The organism is Fischerella sp. JS2, from assembly GCF_032393985.1.
Lineage (GTDB): Bacteria > Cyanobacteriota > Cyanobacteriia > Cyanobacteriales > Nostocaceae > Fischerella.
This window is the reverse complement of sequence record NZ_CP135918.1, coordinates 4167479-4190177: the sequence shown is the minus strand read 5'-3', so window position 1 is coordinate 4190177 and position 22699 is coordinate 4167479. Positions and strand designations below refer to the sequence as shown.

Sequence of the window (22699 nt, the reverse complement as noted above, 5' to 3'; positions counted from 1 at the left end):
TTTGTTTAACGGAAAACCAAAGATCTTGTTAACTCTTAGTTAATATTTATTGGCTACTACAAGAGTGCCAATTACCAACAACCAACTACCTATTTATGAATTCAATACCCCAACAACCATCAGAACAATTTTTAACTTTAGAAGAGTCAGCAAAAGTAGATGCTGCTTTGCTGTCTTCCTCAGAAAAGTTTTTATCTCGATTAACTATTTCATCATTAAAACTCTTGAAGCATATCGCCCAAGAATACGCTGTTTCTGTCGAAGATTTGTCAACAGAGCAAGTAATTGCCTGGTTTGAAAAAGATGGCAAAATTAGGCGAGAACAAGGTGTAGAAGCTTCATATTTGAAATGGTAAATAGTTGATAGTTATTTGTTAGTTATTGTTTGTACAACAACTAACAACTATTAACTATCAACTACTAACTACTAACTTTATCTGTAATTTGCTTGAGTACGAGGACTACGAGCGCCGACAGCTGCTCCAATCATAGCAGCAATTAAACCTAGTAAAGAGCCGAATACAAACCACCATAACCCTGAGCGTAAATTTGCAGCTACATCACGAGCTTGCTCAGCAGTAAGGTTCGGTAGATTTTGTGGTATGGCTACACCACCAGGTTGCTGAATTTGGTTAATAACTTCCCCTGCATTGGAGGCTGCTACACCAAAAGCACCGGATACACCACTTGCCAATAACCAAGAACTAACTGCTAAAGTTGTTGCCCAGAGAATTGCACCGTTAAGAAGGGCTGTATTACGGTTCATAGGGCCACAAGCACGGGTTGTTACCCAACCACCAGTGAAAAGGGATATTAATAAGGCTATAGTTGACCAAATACCAACATTTCCAGCAACATTGGGTGTAATTGTTCTTGGTCTGCCGGAAGCTTCAATACTACCTGCTCCAAGGGCAGCAATTATAGCGCTTAAAATTAATTGAGTTGCTATGGCTACTAATAGACCAGAAATAATAGGTCCCCAACGGACGCGATCGTGGTAATCAACTACTGGAGTAACTGCGACAGGTTCATTAATAACTTCACCAGTAGGACGATTTACATAGGACATAAACTCATTTCTCCAGAATAAAAATTTAAGGTTTTTTCTGCTATTTTGATAGTTATCTTAAAATTAAATTGCTATCTCTTGTTTTTAATATCTATCAATAGAAAGAGTTAATATGTCTACCTTGAGTATTAAGTTTATTTGACAGGTATACCCTGTAAGATTTTACATATTTTTTTCTTGATATAAATAACAACACGAGCAAGTCTCAACTCATAGAATCTGTAAAAATAATTTTTCAAATATTAATAAATATATACGTTATTCAAACACGTAACTGTTATGAAATATGCATAATAACAGGCAAGGAGCTAGAGCTATTTGCTGCTTACATGCATATTTTCCACTTTACTACTTAACGCATTTTCACAGCTGTACCTGTAGCTGTGATTAAGAGTAATACTCCTGACTGGTCAACATTGATAGTACCTGTATCAATTTCAATGCCAATTACTGCATCTGCGCCTAAACGTAACGCTCGTTGTTCTAACTCTGCTAGTGCTTTGCGTTGACCTTCTTCAAATAAGCGCTCATAGCTACCTGTACGCCCACCTATTATATCCCGTAAACCAGCAAAAAAGTCTCGTAGAAAGTTACTACCATAGACGATTTCTGCTGTCACAATACCCAAATATGATTGGATAACGGCTCCTTGGATGACATCAGTAGTAGTTAAAATCATAAGTCTACCTCACAAAGATCAATATGTAAGTTTATATATTCCTATGTTCATTAAACTGATTGCAAAAGTCAGAAAACTCAAATAACAAGGGCTAAAAGAAGAAGTTTTTTGTTTATCCTTTAACTGTGTATTAACTCTCTGCTTTCATCAGTAGTGGTGGCTCAAATTTTCCACACCTGACAAAAGTTACTTTTGCTAGAGACTCTATAGACTTTTGTTAAAAAAGCATGAAAACTTGTGATGATCGCAACTTTTACCCCATGTTGAAAACAGGACTGTCTACCATAAAATTCTATTATCTGCTTTGTGGGTTTAGCTCGTCATGGGTCAATAGTTAGAATTTTGAGTATAAATCTGGTATTTTGTATGATTTACAACCAGTAGTCCAGGTATTACTATGATTACCTATCTATTCCCAGTAATTTTTGTAATTATCAAAGTAGATGCTGGAAATTAGCTATAAACCAGAAGACAGAAAACGAAAGAGCTTTTAAATATTTGGTAAAAAAGATGCATATGGAGTTTGCAAAATAGAATATTTTTGTTTTAATGGACAAGCAATCAGAGAAAATCTGTTCAATTGGCACAAACTTTCAGGTTGTTTACTGTGTACAAAGGAACTTTATTCTTATTTAGTGTTCTGTTGATGGGAAACATTGTTACAACAATGCCTTCAGTGACTCAGGCTCAGGTATTAGTAGTACAGCGTCAAAGTACTCAAGAAGTAAAAGAACTATTGGAACAAGGACGTAGCCTAGTAGAGACAGGTGATTATAGTGGTGCGATCGCTGTTTACCAACAAGCAGCAAACCTAGAGCCAAAAAATGCTTCAATCTATTCTGGCATTGGTTATTTGTATGCTTTACAAGGAAATTTTTCCGCAGCATTAACCGCTTACCGTCGGGCTGTTGCTCTTAACCCTAATAACAGTGATTATCAATATGCTTTGGGTTATATCAGCGGGAATTTAGGTAATAACAATGGAGCTAAAGAAGCTTATCGCAAAGCAATACAGTTAAACCGTGGTAACGTCAATGCCTATATAGGTTTAGCAACTATTCTGACACGATTGGGAGAATATACAAATGCTCAATGGGCATATGAGGAAGCTGTAAAACTTGCTCCCAAAAATCCCCAAGTTTATGAGTTACGGGGGACTATGTTAAAAAAACAAGGTAAATCCAAAGAAGCGATCGCTGTTTTTAAAAAAGCCCGTGATTTATACGAACAACAGGGTAAGTTTGACAGTGTGACTAGAATGGAAGCAACCTTACGTGAATTAGGGGTATGAAATTAATCTAACTGACGTCCAGTTAGTTCTACAAAAATATCTTCTAGGTTAGAGGGACGCACCATTATTCCTGTCTTATCTTGTAGCGTGTCTAAATAATTGTTTGCTTCACCCAAGGTGGGGAAAAAGACATATTCCCAACGATCTCCTACTTGTTTCATTACTAAGCCTTCACCATGAGTGGAGCGCAATTGTTGTAAAGTTCCTAAAGAAATTAACTTACCATTATCCATAATGCCGATGCGATCGCATAGATATTCCACTTCTTCCATATAATGCGTCGTTAACAGCATGGTCATACCTTGCTTATTTAAATCTTTGATAATTTCCCAAAGACGCCGCCTGGTTTGGGGGTCTAGTCCCACTGTTGGTTCATCCAAAAATAAAATTTGGGGTTGATGTAACAAAGCCCTAGCAATTTGCAATCGCCGCTTCATTCCACCAGACAGGGTTTTGACTAGGTCATTACGTTTTGGAGTCAATTCCACGTAATCTAGCCATTGGTTAATCAGACGTTGGCGCTGTGGGTTCTGTATGTGATGTAGCCTACCATGTAATTCCATATTTTCCCACACAGTTAAATCGCCATCTACACTGATTTGCTGTAACACTACACCTATACACTGTTTTACCTGCAAGGGTTGGCGTATCACATCATAGCCACACACCTCAATGTTTCCTTGTGTAGGTTTGGTGAGAGTAGTCAACATCCGAATTGTGGTAGATTTACCTGCACCATTAGGGCCAAGTAAACCAAACATTTCTCCAGCAGCAATGTCAAAAGAAAGATTATCGACTACAGGGACTTTGTTGTAAATTTTGTAGACGTTTTCGAGAGAAACGGCAACGGTCATGATTAAGTTGGGTGTTGCTGAGAGCGCGTAAAGTTTTATTAACACTATTTATAATTTTAGGCTGAGCGATACCTACCCTTCAAAATCTGGTCGCAGCAATTTCCCTATTCCTGATTGCCTTGTGCTGTTTATATCTTAGTCAAAGTTTTTTGTCATAATCCATAGGGGTGATTTATATCACTGGTGAGTGATACTTAAAAGTGTCAATATAACTTAAGACATAAAAAAATTGGTGATAGAAATGCTGCATATACAATCCCAACGGAAATTACTGCATACTTTAGAGATTGGTAAATATCAGGCAAAGATATACGAACAAGAAAACAGGCTTGGTTTTGATACTTACTTCTATAAGGAAGGAAAGATATTTCTCAATTTTTGGCTACCAACCGAAGAACAAGCATTAGATGATGCTAAAAGCGAGTTGGAATTTTGGGCGGGTGAAGAAATACCACAATTCACCGTAACTGCATTAAGATTGTTATATCAAGAATTTGCAAGCGATCGCTCTTCATTTGGTGAGGTTAGCGAGTTTCTAAATTGGCTTGAAGAAGGCACACAGGCAAGAGGCAAAGGGCAGAAAGTTTAAGTTTAGATAGGGAGCAAACCCTACCCTACCGTGATATGCCTGTTGGAAATTTGATGAGGGTCTTAAACCCTGGCAACAGACTGTCGCGCAGACAGTTCGGGCAATCAGGAGAAGGGATTATTCCTTCTTTGTGCCCTCTTTTGTGCTTTCCCCTTTATTTCATACTGGGATGAGTATTTTGTCCGTTCCAAAGTGCCAAGGAAGGTGTAGGTATACTTCTCGTATCATAAGTATTTTTAACAGCCAGCCAATTACTAGCAATGGGCATCCGCCATCCAGTACCAAAAGCGCGGTCTGTAATTTTTAATCCTGGGGGTGCTTGTCGCCGCTTGAACTCTGCCCTAGCTAACATTTTCATGACTTTATCAACTATAACTGGATCGTGTCCCGCGCTAACAATTTGGGCGGGTGATTGGTGGTCTTCAATTAGACGTTGCAAGATGTCGTCGAGAATATCGTAGGGGGGTAGGGAATCTTGATCAACTTGACCTGGTTTAAGTTCGGCGCTAGGTGCTTTGGTAAGGACGTTGTGGGGAATGATTTCGCCGTTGCGATTTAACCAGCGACACAGTGCATAGACGCGGGTTTTGGGAACATCAGCTATGACTGCTAAACCGCCATTCATATCACCGTAGAGGGTGCAGTAACCAACAGCCATTTCTGATTTGTTGCCAGTTGAGAGGAGAAGATGACCAAATTTATTGGATATAGCCATCAATAAGTTACCCCGAATTCGGGATTGAATATTTTCTTCTGCTAGTCCCAATTCAGTCTCAGCAAACAAATCTGTAAAGGTTTTGTCATATGCTTGCATTAATTCTCCGATGGGCAAGGTATGAGTTTTGATACCAAGATTTGCTGCTAATGCCAAGGCATCAGTGATGGAATGGTCAGAACTGTGGGGAGAAGGCATGAGAACACCGAGGACATTTTCTTTACCAAGGGCTGCTGTAGCGATCACGGCCACAACAGAAGAATCAATCCCACCACTCAAACCTAGAACTACTTGACTAAAGCCACACTTACGGACATAGTCTCGCACACCTAAAACTAATGCTTGCCAGATTTCTTCTTCTTCGCACTCATAGTTAGGTGCAATAAAACCTAAGTTAAAATCCCGTACTTCTTGATCAAATTCAATGATTAATAAATCAGTGATAAATCCACGCGCCCGACAAATAACTTCACCTTGGCGGTTTAAAGCAAAACTTCTGCCATCAAAAATTAAATCATCGTTGCCGCCCACTTGATTAGCATAGATAATCGGTTGACGAAAATGTACTGCACTGTGACTTAGCATTGCTTCACGGAAGCGTTGCTTGCTGAGTGTATAAGGTGAAGCGGACAAATTCACAATCAAATCCACACCTAAAATTGCTAAGTCAGCAATCGGGTTGACAGTGTAACTACGTTTGCCCCAAAATTCTTCATCGTTCCATAAATCTTCGCAAACAGTGACACCAATATTAATGTCATCCAAAGTGAAATAATTCGCTTGTAAACCTGGTTCAAAATAGCGATGTTCGTCAAAGACATCATAAGTAGGTAAAAGCCGTTTGTGAAAAATTTGTTTTACCTTACCTGCTTCTAACCAAGCGATGCTATTAAATAAAGTTTTGCCGCCAGTGGTTTTGGCTTGAAAATTTTCGTCTACAGTTCCGACTAATACTGCTAACTTAGGTGGCAAGTCTCTAGCTAATTGTTGTAAGGTAATACCCATTGCCTCAATAAAACTAGGATTTAATAATAAATCCCGGGGAGGATAGCCACACAAAGACAGTTCTGGTGTCAGCAATAAACGCGCACCTTGGGCTACTGCTTGTTGTGCAGCTTTAAGGATTTTTTGAGCATTTTTTGGTAAATCACCAATGGTAGGATTAAGTTGAGCGATCGCGATTTTCATGATGGTCAATAGTTATTTGTCATTGGTTATTTGTCAGAAGTCAAATATTAAACCTTCTGCCTCCTGCCTCCTGCCTTCTAGCAATTAAATAAACACTAAAGGCTGATCTTTAAAAGGGGCAAATGCTTCTGCATCAAATCTATATAAACTAGCTGGACGACCTGCACCCCGTGATACTTTAATACCTGTATCGCATAAAAAACCTAACTTGAGTAGACGCGCCCGAAAATTAGAATAATCGGAAAAATTTTCACCTAAAACGGTAGTGTACAACTGATATAAATCATTCAAAGTAAATGTTTCTGGCAAAACTTCAAAAGCTACCGGGCTATACTCTAATTTATTTTTTAAACGTCTATGTCCGTATGCCAAAATTTCATTATGGTCGAAGGCTAATTGTGGGACTCGTTTGACTGGATACCAAGCTATGCCAGCAACTTTATCAGCAATTAATTCGGCTTCTTCAAATCGCACTAAGGCAAAGTAACTGACACTGAGATAACGCACCCCATAACTGTTGCTTGCTTCTCTTGGGTCGCGATTAGGACCACCAAAAGTATACAATTGTTCTAAATAAAGATTTTTGACCTTGATTTTCTCAGCCAGAATGCGGTAGGCGGCGTCTTCTAACGATTCACCTCGACGTACTAAAGTACCCGGAAGACCCCAATAATTTAAAAAGGGTTCTTGTTGTCGCATGACTAATAGTACTAGCAGTCGGTTTTGGGCAGTATCTACTGAAAAAATTACATTGTCAACGCCGACTTTGAAATCAGCCAAAGGTTGTTGGTTTAGCGTATCTGCAAGCTTTTTTTGGATGCGTCCTGGCATTTGTACAAATGCTGTTGATGAATATAGTCAATTACAGAGGGTGTGAGAGCTTCGGAGTCTCCACTGTTACGATAAGCTGTAGAGGATACATCTGGAGCATGTAACTGGGCGATCGCTATTTTTGCTCCGAGATCTTCCACTGTTTGCAAATTAGATTGATCTATTACATATCCCGGTCGTGGTACAACCAAAAGTTGGACTTGATGTAACAAATCTTCTACCCGATACCAGTGTGGTAGTTGAGGGAGTAAATCTGAACCTATGACTAAAGTAAACTCTGTTTGTGTTCCCCAACGTTGCTTGGCTTTGTCCAGAGTTTCGAGGGTTCTTAGACTACTGAGTTCTTGTTCCAAACTGATATTATGCTGTGGCGCATGTATATCATCTATGAGTAGATGTAACATTGCTACCCGATGCTGTAAAAGTGTTTGATGGGATTTAAAGGGATTATCTGCTGCCCAAATAACTACACGGTCATAATGTTGTGACAACCATTTGATAATCGCTTGATGTCCAGCAGTTGGTGGATCGGCACTAGTTCCAAATAAGGCAATTTTCATTTTTTGGTAATTGGTAATTGGTAATTGGTTACTAACCACTAACTAATGCTGATTTTTTTGGTTTCTTCAGTCAATAACTGTAATTTATCAGAGATTTTCATTGCCACTGGTATAGGATTTTCTAAATATCGAGTTTGTTGGAGTAAACTCGTTACGGAAGCGGTGGTACGCTGGCGAATTGTTGCTAATGTTTCTGATGTTTGCATCCGTTTACCTTGTTGCATAAATAGTTGCAATAAAGGTAATCCTTGGAGATTATTTTCATCTGCTAATCCTAAACAATCTGTTTTCAACTTACCTTCTACGAATGAACGGAAAACTTGTTTGCGTCCCGGATAAGTCATCTTGCCACTTGATTGTTTCATTACCGGAATGCCATCAATTTCTACTAGTTTATAGACTCCACTTACAGGTTTTCCTGTTACTAGCCGGGTTCCCACGCCATAACTATCAATCTCTGCACCTGCATTTTTTAAGGAAAGAATTTCTTGTTCATCTAAATCTCCACTAGCAACTATTGATACATCCGGTAGAAGCGATCGCACTTTTTTTGATAATGTCACCAAATCACCAGAGTCTAACCTCACCCCTCTCAATTTCATGTTTCCAGAGTTAACTTTAAGAGCTAATCGTTCGGCAGCAGCAATGGTATCGTAAGTATCAATTAACAAGGTTGCATTTGGGAAATATTGTTGAAATGCAGCAAAAGCTTGATCTTCGCTACCTTCAGTTGCCGCTAGCGCCATCACTAAAGCGTGGGCCATTGTACCACTTGGTTTTTCACCAAGTTGTAGCGCTGCTAATACGTTTGATGTGGCATCAAATCCAGCCGCTAAAGCTGCCCGTGCCGCCCACAGCGCCCCTTGGGGACTAAACGCCCTTCTAGTACCAAATTCCAACAAATTTGCCTTTTCGCCCGCCACATCGCGGATTCTAGCAGCGCGTGTTGCAATCAATGTCTGGTAATTGAGGGTATTAAGTAAATAAGTTTCTACCAGTTGTGCTTGCCACAATGGTGCTTCTACGCGCAACAGTGGTTGATTGGCAAATACTGCTGTGCCTTCTGGTATAGCCCATACATCCCCACTAAAACTTCCTGATTCTAGCAGTGACCAAAACTGTTTTGGTGCATGAGCAAAAATTCCTGTGGATTGCAAAGCTTCTATATGGGCAGGAGTAAAGCGAAATTTTTCTAAATATTCCAGCGCTTGGGCTAGTCCCATTGCGATCAAATAGCCAAAACCTTCTGGTAATTTTCTGACAAATAACTCAAAGCTAGCTCTTCGTTGTTCTATACCTTCACCAGTGTAACAAGCTGCCATCGTCAACTGGTAAAGGTCTGTCAATAGGCTGTAATCTTCTGCACGCGGAGTTAATTCCTGGTTCAATATTCCTGGGTGACAGGTCATGCGATCGCCTCCCTTCAAGGATGCTTATTTACTTTATGGTAATTTTCACTATAAATATTGTCAATGTCTAGAAATGTAACATCCCGAAAAGACTATTCATACAACTTTTACAAGAATAATCATATATTTTTTGTTAAAAATTAAATTATTTTAATGGTTATAATCAACAATAATCTAGATGCTGTAAGCCTGTTATTTACAGTCAGACTTAAACTAGACGGTATCACTATTCCTGAAGCTAAACCTCTGCAAACATTTATCAAGTAACATTGCCATAAATATCAATATGTTGAAGTTGAAAGCAAATCAAAAATCCTAGAATTAGAGTATAGATATTCCTATAAAACTAATAAATTAAGAGGGAGTCTAATTATGAGGGCTATCTCGAATCTCATCGCTAGTGTCACTCGCTATATTACTGAAGCTGCGGTACGGATATTTGGCCCTAATGACGATGCTTATCCCAATATCGGTGTCCAACCCTACACAGGAGATGTTTATTCTGAATAAGCAAAAATGAATCAGTGATTGATAAAAGATCTAAGATGAGTCATTCAATTCAAAATCGGTGAATATGATTGTTATTCACCGATTTTTTATATGTTGGTTATATGTTGCGTGAAGTGCAAATTAAGATCCACCAAAAAATAAATTTCTTGGCTTATAGCTAAAGTCAGATAAATCTGACTGCAACAAGATTTGAGTCCGTTTTAACGGATTTAGGCGATCAAGACGACAGAATTTATTCTCACACCAGTAAATTGGGTAGGTGCAAGATATCCTATCAAATAGGCATAAGAAGTCTTGTTTCAAGATTCTGGAATAACTTATTAATCAATGGTTTTAATCCAAAAATTAAAATCCAAAATTAGTATGAGTTATATTTCCACTACAAACACAGGTATTAGATAATACTCCAATTACCAATCACCCCTTACCTAAAATGATGTTTATAAAATAAATAACCCGCTTGCAAACAAATTTATTATAAGCGGGTTAAATTTATTATCAACTTACAAAAATTCTGTTAAAAAACAACAACATCCCGACTCTTCAGCTTTGTCTTAAACAGTGTCAGAAACCTTTTATTTTGCAACTAAACGCCGTTCATATTGTTGTTGATTAAATAACTTTTGTTCTGGCGTTAAAAGATCGTAATCTTCGATTGGTTGGCGCATATCCCATTGCCACTCTGCCAATACTAGTAAACTAATTGCCATAACAATTCCAGTAGCGCCAAATTGCCAACCACCACACAATGGTAAAATAGCAATACTGATGCAGTGAATTATAGCCATCAGTAAAAAAGTACGCGATCGCACACCCCAAGCTGTCAATAAGTAACCAAGAGCGGTTATTGTTAACCACAAAGGACATAAGTTTATCAAAACAGTACTCCAGCCATAGAAAATTCCTAAATTAGTCAGGGTAACACCTGTAATCATTAAGATTACCCAACCATATAACAGCCAACGCAACTTTTCTACACTTACCCAAAACCATGTCAAAATTATCATACTCACACTACCAATGAGAGTGAGAAATGACCATAAAATAGCTTGTGTATACCAGCTAACAGGTAAAAATTGTGCTGTAATAAAAATACCAGCACAAATCAAACCCCAGAAGATAAATACTTGATCTATTCGGGTATAAAAACCTGACCAAAGATTAAACTTACCTAGTTTCCAATTCAGGCGTAATAAACCTTGTAAATCTTGAACATCTAAATCTTCTTGTTTGTCACGTAGTAGTGGCTGAGATAAAGGCAAAAAAGTCATCCGAAATTTTCGTTGTCATAATTCAGTAGATATTACTAAGTTTATATATTTTTGTATTTTTGTAAAGTTTTCCCAAATAGCAAAATTATTTTGAATTAGACCCTCCCCAACTGTCCTTGATCTCGGGGTAAGATTATCCGCTCTTAAACATTTTTTGAATTGGTGTCAGTTCACCAAGAACAATTTTCATCACAACATTTAGTGATAATCGTTTCCTAGACCAAACACTTGATCTTGAAAATAGGACGGAATCTAAAACTAGCCATTAGTTGGCAGTAAATAAGAACTGCGTGAACCACCAAGCATAAACAATAAACCTTCCAACCTTATAGGTGAGTAGTAAATCAAGGATTGAGAAAGGTTTGTTAAAAAACAAACAATTAGGAGCGTAGAATAATGTTTTGGAAGTTCGTAGTCAGTACTTTAGTATTGCCTATTAGCTTGGGATTAGAAGTAGCCGCAGCACACACCTTGTCATCTACTCAAGCACCCATTATTTCACAGCAAGAAGCCGATGCAATAGAACTGCAACAAACAACACAAAACCAAGATTATAAAATTAGTCAACGACACAGACGCTATCGCTATAGAAGAACGCGCCATTACAGACAAAATCTTCATCATAGACGCCGTTATTATAGGCATCGTTACTACAGACGGTATCACTATAAACCTCATTATCAAAGAGTTTATAACTACCATCCCAGAGTACGCTACCGTAGAATCTACCGTCACGGTGTCAATTTTCCGCAACAAAACTATTACTATCGTAGATACTACTATCACAGGTAATAGGGGAAAGGTTATTTGTCTAGTTACTTTTACCTTTTTTGATCACCAACCACCAACCACTAACGTACAGACGCGATGTTCCTCGCGTCTCTATCCTAACTACTAACCACAAACCACCAACAAACAACAATCAACCACTTATAAACTTAGTTAACACAAAAGCCAGGGCAGCACTACCTAAGGGAACTGTCAAATTGTCAATACCAACAAAAGAAATAGTTTCTAACCCAGTAGCTGCTAAAGCCACTACCACAGATATAACCCAGACTTGCCAAGAGTTACCTTGCACACTCATCAAAATCAAGCTGCAAATAAGAAAACTAACAATAGCCATTGTCAAAGAACCTTCCCAGCTTTTTTGTCCTCCAAAAAGGTAATATTTATGCTTACCAAATCGTTGTCCTACCAGGGCAGCTAGTCCATCACCCCAAGACATAATTAAAATTCCTAGTGCTGCATAATGGGGTTGTTGCAGATACCAAAACCAAGCAACTAAAACACCAATACTCATAGAATAAAAGAAAGTCCCAAAGCTCAGCCTTCCCACACTATTAATACCAGGGAGAATAGGAAAACGGTAGGACAATAAAGTAACAGCACTCGCTAAAATTGAGGCTGTAATACCTGCGATCGCTGGAATATGCAGCCACCAAGCTAGCAAAATCACATTACCAGTTCCTATATGTACTATCTTCCGCACAATTTCTGAATCTGCTTGAGCAAAACGACTAACCCCCCACGCAGTTAACATCACGAGGGATAACCAAGCTGCAACGCTAGCAAGTTGCAGTCCTAAAGGAGGAATTAACTCTAAACCGAAAAACAAACTTAACAACAGCAAAGATTTAAATAAAAATTTTTGACCTTTGTTACCAATTTATTAGAAAAATGTGATCCTGATGAAACTATTATTAATCTGGCTGATCCGGTTCTACCGAATGTTTATTTCACCTTTATTTCTTCCTACTTGTCGTTTTCAGCCTACCTGTTCTATGTATGCCCTCCAAGCCATAGAAAGATTTGGGCCATTACGTGGTTCTTGGTTGGCAGTTCGACGCATTCTACGTTGTCATCCATTTCATCCAGGTGGTTATGATCCTGTCCCAGAGGTGGAAGAGTAGGAGGTGGGGAGTGTAGTTCAGTGATCAGCGATCAGTTATCAAATTATATTACTCACTGTTAACTGTTAACTGATTACCATCAAGTTTTGACGATTGACTTATTGCCAATTATATTAATTTTTTTGTAGATAACTATACAATATTCTTGATATTTGGTATCTCACATTAACACCCTCACTTAGGAGTTGCCTGTGAGTATCTAAAAGTAACTCACAGGATTTCTCATATAAGAATTCGGTTTGATTGATGAACTTAATCATGAAGAGGGGCGAAGGGGAAACATTAAGTGTACTGAAGTTTTTAATGGACTTGAGTTATTAGCCCAGAACTTTCAGTTCAAGACGGGTGAGAATGCAAACGCAACCACATCTAAGTCGAATTTGCGATCATTTCCCAACTCTTCCCCCACCACCAAGCGGATTTCTAACAATGTAGCTAGCAAAACTTCTGTCCAAACAAATCTAGAAGCAGGATACAGCATCTTTCACTTTACCTTGCAGAAAGAGGAAACCCAAGAAGTGATTCTTGAAATCCCACTGGCTTTTAGGTGTGGGAGGATGTCAAGCCTAGCGCCAACACACCACATCTATCCAAACAACCGTATTCAAGCACTGTCCATGCCGATCTAAAATAGTAGCCTAAACAAGAATTAACCATAATTTGTGTTTTTATGACTGCTGCTACAACAGTAAAAACAGAGTACGAAGCGATAATTGGTCTAGAAACCCATTGTCAGCTGAATACCAAAACTAAAATTTTCTCTAGTAGTTCCACAGAATTCGGGGCTGACCCCAATACTAATATTGACCCTGTTTGCATGGGTTTGCCAGGGGTATTGCCGGTACTCAACGAAAAAGTTTTAGAATACGCTGTCAAAGCAGGTTTGGCACTAAACTGTCAAATTGCTAAATACAGCAAGTTTGACCGCAAACAATATTTTTATCCTGACCTTCCCAAAAATTACCAAATTTCCCAATATGATTTACCCATTGCCGAACACGGTTGGTTAGAAATTGAGTTGGTAGACCAAGATGGGAATCCTGTTCGTAAAAAAATTGGTATCACTCGTCTGCACATGGAAGAAGATGCAGGGAAATTGGTACACGCGGGTAGCGATCGCCTGTCTGGTTCTTCCTATTCTTTGGTAGACTACAACCGTGCTGGTGTGCCTTTGGTAGAAATTGTCTCAGAACCAGATTTACGTTCTGGACAAGAAGCTGCGGAATACGCTCAAGAGTTACGCCGGATTATGCGTTATCTCGGTGTCAGTGATGGGAATATGCAAGAAGGTTCACTACGCTGTGATGTGAATATTTCTGTGCGTCCTATCGGTCAAGAAAAGTTTGGCACGAAAGTAGAAATTAAAAATATGAACTCGTTCAACGCCATCCAAAAGGCAATTGAATACGAAATTGAACGTCAAATAGCAGCTATAGAAGCGGGTGAACGCATTATCCAAGAAACCCGGTTGTGGGAAGAAAGCGCTCAACGTACAGTTAGTATGCGAACTAAAGAAGGTTCTAGCGATTATCGCTACTTCCCAGAACCAGATTTAGCACCAATTGAAGTCTCAGAAGAACAATTATTAGAATGGCGAACTGAATTACCGGAACTACCAGCCGAAAAACGCCGTCGCTACGAAGATGAATTGGGGCTTTCAACCTACGATGCGCGAGTTTTGACTGAGGAACGTGCTACTGCTGAGTATTTTGAAGCGGCGATCGCTTGTGGTGCTAACCCTAAAGCTGCTGCTAACTGGATTACTCAAGATATCGCTGCTTACCTCAACAAAAATAAACTCGGGATTACCGAAATTGCTCTTACACCTGCGAATCTCGCTGATGTCATCAGTCGAATTGAAAAAGGCAAAATTAGCAACGCCCAAGCTAAAGAAAAATTGCCCGATTTGCTGAGTGGTGTCTCTCCCGAAAAAGCGTTTGCAGGTCAAGAGTTAATCACTGACCCCAGCGTCCTAGAACCCATCATCGATGAAGTGATTGCTGCAAACCCCAAAGAATTAGAGAAATACCGCAACGGTAACGTCAATCTTAAAGGTTTCTTTGTCGGACAAGTCCTGAAAAAGACCAACAAACGCGCTGACCCCAAGCTGACTAACCAATTGGTAGAGAAGAAGTTGAATGTTTAGGGGTTGGGGAGGTGGGGAGAGTGTGAGGAGTGTGATATTTCTCTTGTCCCCCTTGTCCCCCTGTCCCCCTATTCCCCGATCCCTTGCCGATACTTTTACAATTTTTTAATAAATCAATTCAAAAAGGGGGGTGACACCCCTCATGCCCATAATGCTATACTGTGCTAGTTAGATGCACCCTGATGATCTGGAGAGCTGCCCAAGTAGCTCTCTGTTTTTTTATGATTAATTTTTACTCAGGTTATTTACTGGGTATCTTTGACGAATTAAAATGGCAAAACAAACTGTTGTTCTCCCTAATAGTGCATTTACGGAGATTTTTCAGGAAATTTTGATAAAAAACTTAGTAGGGGGTATTGCCCCACATCCCAAATATGATATATTGTGATAAGTAGATGCACCCTGATGATCTGGAGAGCTGCCCAAAAGGCTCTCTTTTTTTATTTGTTGCTATTTGTTGCGATTGCAGTATGATTTGGCAACTATCAACACAAGATATTTTTCCTAATTTTTCCCTATTACTTTGTTACATCCAGTGAGTTAACTAGAAACAAAAAAAGTTCATTGAGGTGTATTGCCCCTCACCCCAAACATGGTATACTATGTTATATAGATGCACCCTGATGATCTGGAGAGCTGCCCAAGTGGCTCTCTCTTTTTTTTGGTCATTAGTCATTGGTCATTATTTAGTTGGAATAGAACTCTTACTCTAGAGTTGTGAGTCAGGATAAAGGACAAACGACAAATGACAAAGGACTAATAACTGATATAATCGCCAGTCAGCCGGGTAATAGTTGCAAGGGGAAAATCATGGCAGACTGGCATGAAATTACTGGTGGTGTAACTGCACCGAGAGGATATCGGGCAGCTGGAATTAAGGCAGGATTAAAACCTTCGGGGTTGCCAGATTTAGCGTTGATAGTATCAGATGTAGAAGCGATCGCTGCCGGAGTATTCACAACCTCTCAAGTGAGGGCGGCGTGTGTAGATTATTGTCGTCAACGTCTGCAATATAAACAAAGTGCCCGTGCCATTCTCTGCAACGCTGGACAGGCAAATGCTGCTACAGGTGAACAAGGCTGGCTAGATACCCTAGAATCTGCAATGGCGATCGCTCAAGCGTTGAATATCTCCAGTGACTCTGTGCTACTGGCTTCGACTGGGGTAATTGGGCAGCGCATACCGATGGATAAACTCAAAGCCGGAATCCCCCAACTAGTAGCAGCACTATCAGAAACTGGTTCCGATGCTGCCGCCGGTGCAATTATTACTACAGACTTAGTGCCAAAATCAATTGCCCTAGAAACAATGATCGGCGATCGCCCAGTTAGAATTGGTGGTATTGCCAAAGGTTCTGGGATGATTCATCCAAATATGGCTACAATGCTAGCATTTGTCACTTGTGATGCCGCCGTTTCCCCTCATCTTTGGCAACAGATGTTAAGTAGGGCAGCAGATAAAAGTTTTAATGCGATTACCGTTGATGGCGACACGAGTACTAATGATAGTTTGATCGCCCTTGCTAATGGTGAATCCCGCACCCCAGCAATTACTGAAATAGGACACGAAGCCGAAAAATTAGAAGCGATGTTAACAGCAGTATGTCAGCATTTAGCAAAAGCGATCACTCGTGATGGTGAAGGCGCAACTTGTTTGATAGAAGTGCAAGTCACTGGCACACAAGATGAACAAGCAGCACGTCAAATTGCCAAAACTATTGCAAGTTCATCTTTAGTCAAATCTGCGATTTTTGGCCGTGATCCTAACTGGGGACGCATTGCGGCGGCTGCGGGACGTGCAGGTGTGCCTTTTGAACTAGAGAACCTGAGAATTCAGCTAGGGAATTTTTTAATGATGGAAAATGGTCAACCCCTAGCTTTTGATCGCAAAGCAGCAACTGAATATCTACAAAAAGCAGCTGCGGGTGCGTATCTTCAGGAAGATAGCGTGTTAATTTCTGTAAGTGTTGGTAACGGTCATGGTTCCGGTATAGCTTGGGGTTGTGATTTAAGTTATGACTACGTGAAAATTAACGCTGAGTATACCACTTGAAGGCAGAGGGCAGTCCCGATGAAAAAATTTCACCATCAAGCATGAAAAAACCTCACCCCGTCCGATAGGACACCCCTCTGGTGAACTCGCGGAGAGGGGAAGGGGATGATCTTGCCCTTCTCGAACAAGAAAATCATTCATTTTTCACCCCTTAGTAAAGAGAGGGGAAGGGGGTGAGGTTACTTTTAAGTCATAAGGTAATCGCTACCAAAAAACCTCACTCCTCTCTCTTCCACATAATGCATAGCTCGATCTCGAGGAGGGTGCCGTTAGGCGAGTGAGGTTATTGCCCTTAAATTTTTTTTGAATTGGTATAAGTTGCAACTCAATTGGTACTATCCCCCGTACAGCATACTGTAGTTTCAATCCCTAATAGGGATTAGTGTAAGTTGCAACTTGCTAGGAAATATCCACAGGCAACCGTAATCGGTTTCAATCCCTAATAGGGATTAGTGTAAGTTGCAACAATCAAAGATGTGATTTTTCCGGTGGTAAGTGAGGCGTTTCAATCCCTAATAGGGATTAGTGTAAGTTGCAACAGTGCTTCCCGTAACCTGCGGGTTATTAGCTTTTTTGTTTCAATCCCTAATAGGGATTAGTGAAAGTTGCAACTTTGCCCTGCCGTATCTGTTGGTTTTGTACCATGCTGCCGTTTCAATCCCTAATAGGGATTAGTGTAAGTTGCAACCAGGAAACGCCAGACCTGGGGTGTGGTCGTTCACTAGATGTTTCAATCCCTAATAGGGATTAGTGTAAGTTGCAACCATATCAACAGTTATATTGGTTTGCTCACCTCCCCATTGTTTCAATCCCTAATAGGGATTAGTGTAAGTTGCAACTTTTTTTGCACCCCCGACTCAAAAGAATTTTCCGTCTTGTTTCAATCCCTAATAGGGATTAGTGTAAGTTGCAACAGTGGGCGAGTTGGGAGTGTTCAAAGGATCACTGTAATTGTTTCAATCCCTAATAGGGATTAGTGTAAGTTGCAACCTTTCCAGTTGAGCCGGAGGTTATTACAGAGCCACTGGTTTCAATCCCTAATAGGGATTAGTGTAAGTTGCAACTGCCCTCAGCATTACCATCGACAGCTTACACAAGCTTGTTTCAATCCCTAATAGGGATTAGTGTAAGTTGCAACAATTAGGAGGTAAAGTAAATATGTCTAATGCAATGTTTCAATCCCTAATAGGGATTAGTGTAAGTTGCAACTAAAAAAAAGGGGCTTCACATTACTGCCAAAGCCCGTTTCAATCCCTAATAGGGATTAGTGTAAGTTGCAACAGCTCCCGTCGAGCGATCGCTTCACCAGAGAACCGGTTTCAATCCCTAATAGGGATTAGTGTAAGTTGCAACGCAAGTTAGCCAGATTATTAATAGATGTAAACAAGGTTTCAATCCCTAATAGGGATTAGTGTAAGTTGCAACAAAATCACTTCTCCACCTCCACTGCTACCACTAACGTTTCAATCCCTAATAGGGATTAGTGTAAGTTGCAACTGCCCTCAGCATTACCATCGACAGCTTACACAAGCTTGTTTCAATCCCTAATAGGGATTAGTGTAAGTTGCAACAATTAGGAGGTAAAGTAAATATGTCTAATGCAATGTTTCAATCCCTAATAGGGATTAGTGTAAGTTGCAACAAATCGTCAGTGTTAGTGGCATCATTCGACCTGTTTCAATCCCTAATAGGGATTAGTGTAAGTTGCAACAATCACCAGCAAGGTATGGGTTCATAAGTTCTTTCGTTTCAATCCCTAATAGGGATTAGTGTAAGTTGCAACATCTCAGCAAACAACAGGAAAGTACATAAAGGTAGGTTTCAATCCCTAATAGGGATTAGTGTAAGTTGCAACATAATGTTCTTAAGATTCCAGCAACTGATTACACGTTTCAATCCCTAATAGGGATTAGTGTAAGTTGCAACTTCAGAGTAACAACTTGTCTCTCCCCTACATCTAGCAAGTTTCAATCCCGGCGTTGCATAATAGCGGTATGAATTGAGGTCAATTAATCATGGAATGTCCACGCTGTGGATCTTGTCATAACCGTAAGAATGGAAAGAAAAGAGGTAAACAGAATCACATTTGCTGTGATTGTGGTCGTCAATTCATTGATGTCTATAAACCACCCAGGGGCTACTCGGATGAAATCAAACAAGAATGCCTAAAAATGTACGTCAATGGTATGGGATTTCGTGGAATTGAAAGGGTGAAAAACGTTCATCATACTACCATTATTCATTGGGTTAAACGAGTGGGTACACAATTGGCGGATACACCAAATTCAAAGGAAATTCCGCAGGTGGGAGAACTAGATGAATTAGAAACATTTATTGGTTCAAAAAATAAAATCTGGTTGTGGACGGCGGTAAATCACTTTACTCAAGGTATTCTTGCTTGGGTTTTAGGTGATCGTAGTTCGACTACTTTCCAACAGTTATGGAACATTGTCCAGTGTTGGCAGAGTTATTTTTACGTCACAGATGGATACCCTGTTTACCCTTGTTTTGTTCCTGATGGTGACCAAATTGTGAGTAAGACCTACATGACACGAGTCGAAAATGAAAACACAAGGCTTAGACATTATTTGGCTCGTCTTCATCGTAAAACTTTATGTTATTCCAAAACTGAGGAAATGCTGAGATACTCTGTTCGATTGTTATTGCACTACCTCAAATATCGTTCTGTTCCCTTACCTGCCTAAAACATACCTTTATTCAGCAACGCCTCAATCCCTAATAGGGATTAGTGTAAGTTGCAACCTTTTGGTGTCCAGCAAGAGGATCCTATGACGGAGTTTCAATCCCTAATAGGGATTAGTGTAAGTTGCAACCATATTGCGAGTCCAGGCAATGTTTGCATCACGTTTCAATCCCTAATAGGGATTAGTGTAAGTTGCAACATTTTCTCTAAGACTCAGTTCGATGCAAGTCAGTTGGGTTTCAATCCCTAATAGGGATTAGTGTAAGTTGCAACACTTTCTTATTTGTTCTTTTACTTTGGCTTGCTTTTGTTTCAATCCCTAATAGGGATTAGTGTAAGTTGCAACAACTTTACCCCAACTGGCTCAAGAGTTCTTTGAAGTTTCAATCCCTAATAGGGATTAGTGTAAGTTGCAACTGAAAAGTAGTACCCGAATTGCGGTCAATCTTATAGGAGTTTCAATCCCTAATAGGGATTAGTGTAAGTTGCAACGTATTACTTCCGAGCCTGTGAGAGTTAGAGCATTCCTTGTTTCAATCCCTAATAGGGATTAGTGTAAGTTGCAACAAGATATGGGGTTCAAAGCACAAGAAAATCTAGTTTCAATCCCTAATAGGGATTAGTGTAAGTTGCAACCTTTTTCACCTTATCGCCCCCACTCCTGAATATGTTTCAATCCCTAATAGGGATTAGTGTAAGTTGCAACTTGAAACTATCGCAGCTGAAGCTGAAGCTGAAGCTGTTTCAATCCCTAATAGGGATTAGTGTAAGTTGCAACGATTGGTGAGCCTTTCCAACGCAATCCTAAAAGGTAGTTTCAATCCCTAATAGGGATTAGTGTAAGTTGCAACTTGATTGGGTGCATCAGCTATAGCAATGTACTCGGTCGTTTCAATCCCTAATAGGGATTAGTGTAAGTTGCAACAGCGGGTGTCTCTTCTTCTGGAACCAGCACCACTTGTTTCAATCCCTAATAGGGATTAGTGTAAGTTGCAACTCTCGCTCATCCCAAGCTGTCTACTCTTTAGCACGTTTCAATCCCTAATAGGGATTAGTGTAAGTTGCAACCGTGAAGGGGTTGTACTCTGGCGAGAAAGCTAAATTGTTTCAATCCCTAATAGGGATTAGTGTAAGTTGCAACCGTACAGTCAACGGCAGCGAGAAGGGGGAAGTACGGTTTCAATCCCTAATAGGGATTAGTGTAAGTTGCAACGGCGTACTTTTCTTTCATCATCTTTCTAGTACCTGGTTTCAATCCCTAATAGGGATTAGTGTAAGTTGCAACCCTGGGGTTCTGGGGTGGAAGGTACAGTGCCTAAGCCAAAGTTTCAATCCCTAATAGGGATTAGTGTAAGTTGCAACTTTATGCACCTATCATTGCTGCAGTCCCTAGCTCCTTCTTGTTTCAATCCCTAATAGGGATTAGTGTAAGTTGCAACGTGGAAGTTACTATTCAGTCTCCGATGTTCAACCTTGTTTCAATCCCTAATAGGGATTAGTGTAAGTTGCAACTACTATTTCATGAATTGTTGTTGAACCATCCGGATTGTTTCAATCCCTAATAGGGATTAGTGTAAGTTGCAACGCAATGAGTTGGGCGATAACTGCTTGTAGAGATGCGTTTCAATCCCTAATAGGGATTAGTGTAAGTTGCAACTCTACAAGTTTTTGGTCAGTCGAGACACGAGAAATGGGTTTCAATCCCTAATAGGGATTAGTGTAAGTTGCAACTGAACTTCTCAACATCGCCACCATCCGCCAATCCGTTTCAATCCCTAATAGGGATTAGTGTAAGTTGCAACCTTGGTACACATTCATCGCAGACAGCACAGAGGCTGTTTCAATCCCTAATAGGGATTAGTGTAAGTTGCAACGGGAAACTGCTAGTGTCAGCAGGTTCGATGCTGAGTTTCAATCCCTAATAGGGATTAGTGTAAGTTGCAACCTGACTCAGACCAGTCCAAATGCGCCCACCCAGAAGTTTCAATCCCTAATAGGGATTAGTGTAAGTTGCAACACGTGGGGTCAAATCTGCGTTTGTATCTTATTTGTTTCAATCCCTAATAGGGATTAGTGTAAGTTGCAACGTCGCGGAGCAACCCCAGAACCTGCGTTTTTCCGTTTCAATCCCTAATAGGGATTAGTGTAAGTTGCAACATGGATACAGAAGCAGACGGTGTGACAACACAACGTTTCAATCCCTAATAGGGATTAGTGTAAGTTGCAACCAGGGCCTGGGTTTTCTGGCTCTTAGGTCAGGAGTTTCAATCCCTAATAGGGATTAGTGTAAGTTGCAACTGAAAGAGAAACATGCCAAGACAACATTCCACGCAGTTTCAATCCCTAATAGGGATTAGTGTAAGTTGCAACGGGTTGCTCCGCGACTATCTATCTGCAGACGTATTGTTTCAATCCCTAATAGGGATTAGTGTAAGTTGCAACTTTGTTGACCCCGGCAGTGATGAGTGGAGTGGGGATGTTTCAATCCCTAATAGGGATTAGTGTAAGTTGCAACCTCTCGCAGCCCACTATTGGGGTAGGGGAACAGGACGAAGTGTTTCAATCCCTAATAGGGATTAGTGTAAGTTGCAACTCTAGATCATAGCACGATCTAAGGAGAACATTGGAGTTTCAATCCCTAATAGGGATTAGTGTAAGTTGCAACTGACCCCGCTGGTGATGAGTGGGGTGGGCATGACCAAGTTTCAATCCCTAATAGGGATTAGTGTAAGTTGCAACATACGATATCTGCAATTCATCCAGACATCTCTGGTGGTTTCAATCCCTAATAGGGATTAGTGTAAGTTGCAACAGGTCAGAAAAACGCCAGTCCCTGGGGGGGCACAGCGTTTCAATCCCTAATAGGGATTAGTGTAAGTTGCAACCAGCGACTATCTCCCTGTTATCTACCTCTAGAT

The 22699-nt window shown here is 40.1% G+C and carries 19 protein-coding genes and 2 CRISPR repeat arrays (1 of these 21 only partly in view); of the genes, 9 read left to right on the top strand and 10 right to left on the bottom strand.

Going from position 1 to position 22699, the window contains the following annotated elements:
- The first annotated feature begins 95 nt into the window (after nt 1-95).
- Complete coding sequence (locus RS893_RS17760; protein WP_315786209.1) at nt 96-356, top strand: hypothetical protein; 261 nt, start codon at nt 96-98, stop codon at nt 354-356.
- Nucleotides 357-433: 77 nt separating this feature from the next.
- Here RS893_RS17760 and RS893_RS17755 read toward each other — a convergent pair whose 3' ends face one another.
- Both RS893_RS17755 and RS893_RS17750 read right to left on the bottom strand, forming a co-directional pair.
- Complete coding sequence (locus RS893_RS17755) at nt 434-1069, bottom strand: hypothetical protein (RefSeq protein ID WP_315786206.1); 636 nt, start codon at nt 1067-1069, stop codon at nt 434-436.
- Between the two features lie 352 nt (nt 1070-1421).
- Nucleotides 1422-1748, bottom strand: coding sequence for a YbjQ family protein (locus RS893_RS17750; protein WP_009458250.1), 327 nt, complete (start codon nt 1746-1748; stop codon nt 1422-1424).
- A 667-nt stretch (nt 1749-2415) separates the two neighbouring features.
- Here RS893_RS17750 and RS893_RS17745 point away from each other — a divergent pair.
- Nucleotides 2416-3039, top strand: a complete 624-nt coding sequence (locus tag RS893_RS17745) for a tetratricopeptide repeat protein (RefSeq protein ID WP_315786167.1) — start codon at nt 2416-2418, stop codon at nt 3037-3039.
- Between the two features lie 2 nt (nt 3040-3041).
- Here the strand turns inward: RS893_RS17745 and RS893_RS17740 are convergent, their stop codons facing one another.
- Nucleotides 3042-3893 (bottom strand): ABC transporter ATP-binding protein, encoded by an 852-nt coding sequence (locus RS893_RS17740; protein ID WP_315786164.1) that lies wholly within the window; start codon nt 3891-3893, stop codon nt 3042-3044.
- A gap of 241 nt (nt 3894-4134) precedes the next feature.
- On the opposite strand from RS893_RS17740, the gene RS893_RS17735 reads away from it, so the two are divergent.
- A complete protein-coding gene (locus tag RS893_RS17735; protein WP_315786162.1) occupies nt 4135-4482 on the top strand; it encodes a hypothetical protein in 348 nt (115 codons plus the stop codon).
- A gap of 154 nt (nt 4483-4636) precedes the next feature.
- On the opposite strand, the gene RS893_RS17730 is transcribed toward RS893_RS17735, so the two are convergent.
- The 4 genes from RS893_RS17730 to RS893_RS17715 form a co-directional block, all read right to left on the bottom strand.
- On the bottom strand, nt 4637-6385 hold the full coding sequence (locus RS893_RS17730; RefSeq protein WP_315792011.1) for an NAD+ synthase: 1749 nt from the start codon (nt 6383-6385) through the stop codon (nt 4637-4639).
- 84 nt (nt 6386-6469) lie between these two features.
- Nucleotides 6470-7216: an NUDIX hydrolase gene (locus RS893_RS17725; protein ID WP_315786159.1), complete on the bottom strand. Its 747-nt coding sequence runs from the start codon at nt 7214-7216 to the stop codon at nt 6470-6472.
- Nucleotides 7177-7776 (bottom strand): nicotinate-nucleotide adenylyltransferase, encoded by a 600-nt coding sequence (locus tag RS893_RS17720; RefSeq protein WP_315792010.1) that lies wholly within the window; start codon nt 7774-7776, stop codon nt 7177-7179. The genes RS893_RS17725 and RS893_RS17720 overlap by 40 nt, the downstream gene beginning before the upstream one ends.
- A gap of 38 nt (nt 7777-7814) precedes the next feature.
- Entirely contained in the window at nt 7815-9185 is a 1371-nt protein-coding gene (locus tag RS893_RS17715; protein ID WP_315786156.1) for a nicotinate phosphoribosyltransferase, read from the bottom strand.
- 372 nt (nt 9186-9557) lie between these two features.
- On the opposite strand from RS893_RS17715, the gene RS893_RS17710 reads away from it, so the two are divergent.
- On the top strand, nt 9558-9695 hold the full coding sequence (locus RS893_RS17710) for a hypothetical protein (protein WP_009458242.1): 138 nt from the start codon (nt 9558-9560) through the stop codon (nt 9693-9695).
- 575 nt (nt 9696-10270) lie between these two features.
- On the opposite strand, the gene RS893_RS17705 is transcribed toward RS893_RS17710, so the two are convergent.
- Nucleotides 10271-10966 carry a hypothetical protein gene (locus tag RS893_RS17705; protein ID WP_315786148.1) on the bottom strand — a complete coding sequence of 232 codons (696 nt, stop codon included), beginning with the start codon at nt 10964-10966 and terminating at the stop codon, nt 10271-10273.
- Between the two features lie 396 nt (nt 10967-11362).
- Here RS893_RS17705 and RS893_RS17700 point away from each other — a divergent pair, with 396 nt between their 5' ends.
- Nucleotides 11363-11758: a hypothetical protein gene (locus RS893_RS17700; protein ID WP_315786146.1), complete on the top strand. Its 396-nt coding sequence runs from the start codon at nt 11363-11365 to the stop codon at nt 11756-11758.
- A 130-nt stretch (nt 11759-11888) separates the two neighbouring features.
- Here RS893_RS17700 and RS893_RS17695 read toward each other — a convergent pair whose 3' ends face one another.
- Nucleotides 11889-12599 carry a diacylglycerol/polyprenol kinase family protein gene (locus RS893_RS17695; protein WP_396336370.1) on the bottom strand — a complete coding sequence of 237 codons (711 nt, stop codon included), beginning with the start codon at nt 12597-12599 and terminating at the stop codon, nt 11889-11891.
- Nucleotides 12600-12657: 58 nt separating this feature from the next.
- Here RS893_RS17695 and yidD point away from each other — a divergent pair, with 58 nt between their 5' ends.
- Nucleotides 12658-12879 (top strand): membrane protein insertion efficiency factor YidD, encoded by a 222-nt coding sequence (gene yidD / locus RS893_RS17690; RefSeq protein ID WP_315786143.1) that lies wholly within the window; start codon nt 12658-12660, stop codon nt 12877-12879.
- Between the two features lie 331 nt (nt 12880-13210).
- Here yidD and RS893_RS17685 read toward each other — a convergent pair whose 3' ends face one another.
- Nucleotides 13211-13360: a hypothetical protein gene (locus tag RS893_RS17685; protein ID WP_315786141.1), complete on the bottom strand. Its 150-nt coding sequence runs from the start codon at nt 13358-13360 to the stop codon at nt 13211-13213.
- A gap of 189 nt (nt 13361-13549) precedes the next feature.
- Between RS893_RS17685 and gatB the strand changes: the two genes are divergently transcribed.
- The 3 genes from gatB (at nt 13550) to RS893_RS17670 (ending at nt 19782) form a co-directional block, all read left to right on the top strand.
- On the top strand, nt 13550-15025 hold the full coding sequence (gene gatB, locus RS893_RS17680) for an Asp-tRNA(Asn)/Glu-tRNA(Gln) amidotransferase subunit GatB (RefSeq protein ID WP_315786139.1): 1476 nt from the start codon (nt 13550-13552) through the stop codon (nt 15023-15025).
- An 810-nt stretch (nt 15026-15835) separates the two neighbouring features.
- Nucleotides 15836-17077 carry a bifunctional ornithine acetyltransferase/N-acetylglutamate synthase gene (gene argJ, locus RS893_RS17675; RefSeq protein ID WP_315786136.1) on the top strand — a complete coding sequence of 414 codons (1242 nt, stop codon included), beginning with the start codon at nt 15836-15838 and terminating at the stop codon, nt 17075-17077.
- 359 nt (nt 17078-17436) lie between these two features.
- Nucleotides 17437-19003: a CRISPR direct-repeat array (repeat unit 37 nt; unit sequence GTTTCAATCCCTAATAGGGATTAGTGTAAGTTGCAAC).
- Nucleotides 19004-19092: 89 nt separating this feature from the next.
- Entirely contained in the window at nt 19093-19782 is a 690-nt protein-coding gene (locus RS893_RS17670) for an IS1 family transposase (RefSeq protein ID WP_315786134.1), read from the top strand.
- Nucleotides 19783-19802: 20 nt separating this feature from the next.
- Nucleotides 19803-22699: direct repeats of the CRISPR family, unit length 37 nt; unit sequence GTTTCAATCCCTAATAGGGATTAGTGTAAGTTGCAAC (it continues 624 nt past the right edge of the window).

What these genes read in the sequence shown, in the direction of transcription:
- RS893_RS17760 (WP_315786209.1), top strand. Translation starts at nt 96, where the DNA reads ATGAATTCAATACCCCAACAACCATCAGAACAATTTTTAACTTTAGAA.
- RS893_RS17755 (WP_315786206.1), bottom strand. Translation starts at nt 1,069, where the DNA reads ATGTCCTATGTAAATCGTCCTACTGGTGAAGTTATTAATGAACCTGTC.
- RS893_RS17750 (WP_009458250.1), bottom strand. Translation starts at nt 1,748, where the DNA reads ATGATTTTAACTACTACTGATGTCATCCAAGGAGCCGTTATCCAATCA.
- RS893_RS17745 (WP_315786167.1), top strand. Translation starts at nt 2,416, where the DNA reads ATGCCTTCAGTGACTCAGGCTCAGGTATTAGTAGTACAGCGTCAAAGT.
- RS893_RS17740 (WP_315786164.1), bottom strand. Translation starts at nt 3,893, where the DNA reads ATGACCGTTGCCGTTTCTCTCGAAAACGTCTACAAAATTTACAACAAA.
- RS893_RS17735 (WP_315786162.1), top strand. Translation starts at nt 4,135, where the DNA reads ATGCTGCATATACAATCCCAACGGAAATTACTGCATACTTTAGAGATT.
- RS893_RS17730 (WP_315792011.1), bottom strand. Translation starts at nt 6,385, where the DNA reads ATGAAAATCGCGATCGCTCAACTTAATCCTACCATTGGTGATTTACCA.
- RS893_RS17725 (WP_315786159.1), bottom strand. Translation starts at nt 7,216, where the DNA reads ATGCCAGGACGCATCCAAAAAAAGCTTGCAGATACGCTAAACCAACAA.
- RS893_RS17720 (WP_315792010.1), bottom strand. Translation starts at nt 7,776, where the DNA reads ATGAAAATTGCCTTATTTGGAACTAGTGCCGATCCACCAACTGCTGGA.
- RS893_RS17715 (WP_315786156.1), bottom strand. Translation starts at nt 9,185, where the DNA reads ATGACCTGTCACCCAGGAATATTGAACCAGGAATTAACTCCGCGTGCA.
- RS893_RS17710 (WP_009458242.1), top strand. Translation starts at nt 9,558, where the DNA reads ATGAGGGCTATCTCGAATCTCATCGCTAGTGTCACTCGCTATATTACT.
- RS893_RS17705 (WP_315786148.1), bottom strand. Translation starts at nt 10,966, where the DNA reads ATGACTTTTTTGCCTTTATCTCAGCCACTACTACGTGACAAACAAGAA.
- RS893_RS17700 (WP_315786146.1), top strand. Translation starts at nt 11,363, where the DNA reads ATGTTTTGGAAGTTCGTAGTCAGTACTTTAGTATTGCCTATTAGCTTG.
- yidD (WP_315786143.1), top strand. Translation starts at nt 12,658, where the DNA reads ATGAAACTATTATTAATCTGGCTGATCCGGTTCTACCGAATGTTTATT.
- RS893_RS17685 (WP_315786141.1), bottom strand. Translation starts at nt 13,360, where the DNA reads ATGCTGTATCCTGCTTCTAGATTTGTTTGGACAGAAGTTTTGCTAGCT.
- gatB (WP_315786139.1), top strand. Translation starts at nt 13,550, where the DNA reads ATGACTGCTGCTACAACAGTAAAAACAGAGTACGAAGCGATAATTGGT.
- argJ (WP_315786136.1), top strand. Translation starts at nt 15,836, where the DNA reads ATGGCAGACTGGCATGAAATTACTGGTGGTGTAACTGCACCGAGAGGA.
- RS893_RS17670 (WP_315786134.1), top strand. Translation starts at nt 19,093, where the DNA reads ATGGAATGTCCACGCTGTGGATCTTGTCATAACCGTAAGAATGGAAAG.